The 3563-nt window shown below is 43.9% G+C and carries 3 protein-coding genes and 3 tRNA genes; all 6 read left to right on the forward strand.

Annotation, left to right across the window (positions count from 1 at the left end; genetic code table 11):
• Positions 1 to 31: 31 nt before the first annotated feature.
• Positions 32 to 104 (forward strand) — tRNA-Asn (locus tag FC96_RS12435).
• A gap of 7 nt (positions 105 to 111) precedes the next feature.
• Positions 112 to 203: transfer RNA gene (locus FC96_RS12440), tRNA-Ser, on the forward strand.
• A 49-nt stretch (positions 204 to 252) separates the two neighbouring features.
• Positions 253 to 325, forward strand: a tRNA-Thr gene (locus FC96_RS12445).
• 222 nt (positions 326 to 547) lie between these two features.
• The gene (locus FC96_RS12450) at positions 548 to 853 is read left to right on the forward strand and encodes a PTS sugar transporter subunit IIB (RefSeq protein WP_054660539.1); all 306 of its coding nucleotides are present in this window, start codon (positions 548 to 550) and stop codon (positions 851 to 853) included.
• A gap of 196 nt (positions 854 to 1049) precedes the next feature.
• Positions 1050 to 2546: a peptide MFS transporter gene (locus FC96_RS12455; protein WP_056943233.1), complete on the forward strand. Its 1497-nt coding sequence runs from the start codon at positions 1050 to 1052 to the stop codon at positions 2544 to 2546.
• 65 nt (positions 2547 to 2611) lie between these two features.
• Complete coding sequence (locus FC96_RS12460) at positions 2612 to 3430, forward strand: metallophosphoesterase (RefSeq protein ID WP_056943232.1); 819 nt, start codon at positions 2612 to 2614, stop codon at positions 3428 to 3430.
• The last annotated feature ends 133 nt before the right edge of the window (positions 3431 to 3563 follow it).

Genomic DNA, 3563 nt, shown 5'->3' on the forward strand with positions numbered 1-3563 from the left:
CTGCGAGGGTAGGACGTTGCCACGCGATTATTCCGGCATAGCTCAGTTGGTAGAGCACCTGACTGTTAATCAGGTTGTCGACGGTTCGAGCCCGCCTGCCGGAGGTAAAATGGAGAGTTGTCCGAGCTGGCCGAAGGAGCACCACTGGAAATGGTGTAAACGGGTAAAAGCCTGTTTCGAGGGTTCGAATCCCTCACTCTCCGTTGGTAATAAGTATGACCCGTTGGTCAAGTGGTTAAGACACCGNTTCATGCCGGCTTAGCTCAGTTGGTAGAGCATCGGTATCGTAAACCGAGGGTCGGGGATTCGAATTCCTCAGCCGGCAGTTTATAACACTGCGATAGAAGTACTAACCGTAAAAGGTTAGTACTTTTTTTTACGTTGAATTAACAATCCACCACCAAGAAATATTGGTATAGTTCTAAATATACTTTTGTTTAGGCAACTCATCCGTTAATTTCGGCTTGTGGTATAGGTTTGGCAGTGGTATTCTTAATTTGTTAATATCAAATAGGTAAAGTGTGTTAATAAGTTGGGAGGACTCATAATGACGCGAGTACTAATTATTTGTGGTAGTGGGATTTCGAGTGAATTATTGCGGGATTCAGCCGAACGCTCTTCAGAGGCTTACCATGCACCAATTACATTTGAAGCGGCAAGTTATAGTAGTGCAATGGAAGAGGCAATGACTGACGCTGATTTAGTCTTAGTTGCCCCTCAAGTGACCTATAAATACGATCAACTGAAGCAGTTGAATTCTCGGGTAGAGAAAATCCCCGATGACGTTTATGGTTGGCTAAACGGCGAAAATTTGGTGAAATTTGCGCTAAGTGAACTGGCCAGCAATGAATAAGCAGCGAATTAGAATGCCTCACGGCATCATCATAATTGCCTAACAAATATTTGATAGTTTATTCGTTTTTCTGGTTAAAGAATCATTGCGTTGTATATCCTTTGAGGGTATAATTGCCTGTATGCTTTAATTAGAAAGCTATTAGGAGAGCACTTCTCTTTGTTAGGAAGACCATACAATTCTAAGTATGGTGACGATGTTTGGAGGTATTATTTTGGATAACAAAGGTACAAAAGATCTTGACCATGCGTTTTTAGGTCAGCCAAGAGGTCTTTCGACCCTGTTCTTTACGGAGTTCTGGGAACGATTTAGTTACTATGGTATGCGGGCCATCCTCATCTACTATATGTATTATTCAATAGCAGATGGTGGTCTAGGAATGGACAAGGGGCTTGCAGCCTCAATTATGTCCATTTACGGTTCCTTGGTTTACCTGTCATCAGTCCTTGGTGGCTTTATGAGTGACCGGATTTGGGGGAGTCGTCGGACGGTTCTTTACGGTGGGATTTTGATCATGTTTGGTCATATTTCGTTGTCACTTCCGGCTGGTGAATGGGCCTTATTCCTGGCCATCGTATTAATCACGATTGGGACTGGTTTGTTAAAACCAAACGTGTCTGAAATGGTTGGTGGCTTATACAAAGAAGGTGACAATCGTCGGGATTCTGGTTTTACCATCTTTGTCTTTGGGATTAACTTAGGATCGTTAATTTCACCAATCGTCGTGGGTCAAGCACAAAAGATGTTTAACTTCCACGTTGGATTTTCACTTGCCGCTATTGGGATGTTCTTCGGCCTTATCTCATACTGGCGCGGTGGTAGTAAGTATCTTAGCAAGGATTCATTTTATCCCGATGATCCATTGGAACCCGGTGAAGCTAAAGGACTTTCATTTAAGGTCACGCTTGGGGTTATTGCCTTTGCGTTAATTGTCCTAATCATGAAGGTCTTTGATGTATTAAGCATTGCTAGTTTCATTACGTTATTGAGTATTGTGGCTGTGATTGCTCCAATTACGATTTTCATACTTATGTTAACAAGTAAGAAGGTCAATGATGTCGAGCGCTCTCGGGTTTGGGCCTATGTTCCATTGTTCTTGGCTGCTGCTATTTTCTGGGCAATCGAAGAATCTGGTTCATCTGTGTTAGCGCTCTTCGCAGCAGATCAAACTAACAACCAGTTAGGCTGGTTCAAAATTGATCCGTCATGGTACCAGTCTTTGAACCCCCTGTTTATCGTCTTGTTGACGCCAATTTTTGCCACACTGTGGACGACATTGGGTAAGCGGCAACCTTCTTCACCAACCAAGTTTTCACTTGGGTTGGTTTTTGCCGGACTTTCATACCTGTTCATGGTCATCCCCGTTGCGATGTTTGGCGTGGATGCCAAGGTTAGCCCACTATGGTTAGTGGGGAGTTGGTTGATTGTTGAAATTTCTGAATTATTAATCTCACCAATCGGTCTTTCTGTCACGACCAAGTTGGCCCCAAGAGCGTTCCAATCTTCAATGATGAGTATGTGGTTCTTGGCCGATTCGGCTGGCCAAGCGGTTAACTCACAAATTGTGCAATTCTATACGCCAGAAAACGAAGTTGCTTATTTCGCGATTACTGGGATTGTTGCTATTGTGGCCGCCATTGTCTTGGCATTCTTGATTAAACCAATCAAGCGGCTGATGGCTGGTATTAACTAAGCTATAAAAGTTGAAAGGTGTGTTACGATACTTGTAACACACCTTTTTATTTGTAGGAGAAAATAATGGTACGACTAGCAATTTCCAGTGATAACCATATTGATATTAATCTGCTTGATCCTGAGGTGGTCATCTCGGAACAGGTGGCGTTTTTGCAGCACCAAAATGTTAATATTTATTTGATCGCAGGTGACCTTTTTAATGACTTTCGGAAAAGTCAGCAATTCGCGCAAACGTTGGCGGCCAAAATGCCTGAGGTCACGGTCAAATTTATTGCTGGTAACCATGACATGGTGAAAGGGATTAGTTATGCTGAACTTGAAACCCGCATGAGCCCTGAATATTTTCATAACCAATACCTCGATGTAGCAGGTACCGATTGGCGGGTCATTGGCAATAACGGGTGGTATGACTACTCTTTTGCCACTAGAGTCAATCGCACGCCGGCGCAGTTTTTGGCTTGGAAACGGGCCTTTTCGGTCGATGGCCTAATCAAGCAACCAATCCCGGATATCGAGCGCATGTCCCGGGTATTAGCTCAGACGAAGGCCCAGTTTACTCAAGCGCGAGCAGCTGGCAAAAAAATTCTGTTTATGACGCATTTTGTGCCATCCAACCACTATGTCCATTTCAATGATGATGACCGTTTTTGGAACGTTTATGTGGGTCTCCTGGGGTCTCAACGTCTCGGAGACCAAATTCAAGATTTTGGTGTTGAGCGTGTGGTCTTTGGTCATTTGCATATAAAACCAGCTCCCACGATGATTAATGGGACGCTGTACTATAATCAGTCAGTGGGGTATGGTACCCATCGTCACCACGAATGGCGCCATGCGACGTTCATTGAAGAATGGCAATCGCGACTTGCCATTTTGGACCTGTAGGGTGCAAAAAAATGTCGCCGGGGAAATTAGAAAAACGGTTGACTAAATACCCGGTTATTTGGTAATATAGTGGAGTTGATTTGGTATCAACAGTTGTTTTTTGGACGGGTAGCGAAGTCTGGCTAAACGCGGC

The sequence above is a fragment of the Secundilactobacillus kimchicus JCM 15530 genome (assembly GCF_001433995.1).
Classification (GTDB): domain Bacteria; phylum Bacillota; class Bacilli; order Lactobacillales; family Lactobacillaceae; genus Secundilactobacillus; species Secundilactobacillus kimchicus.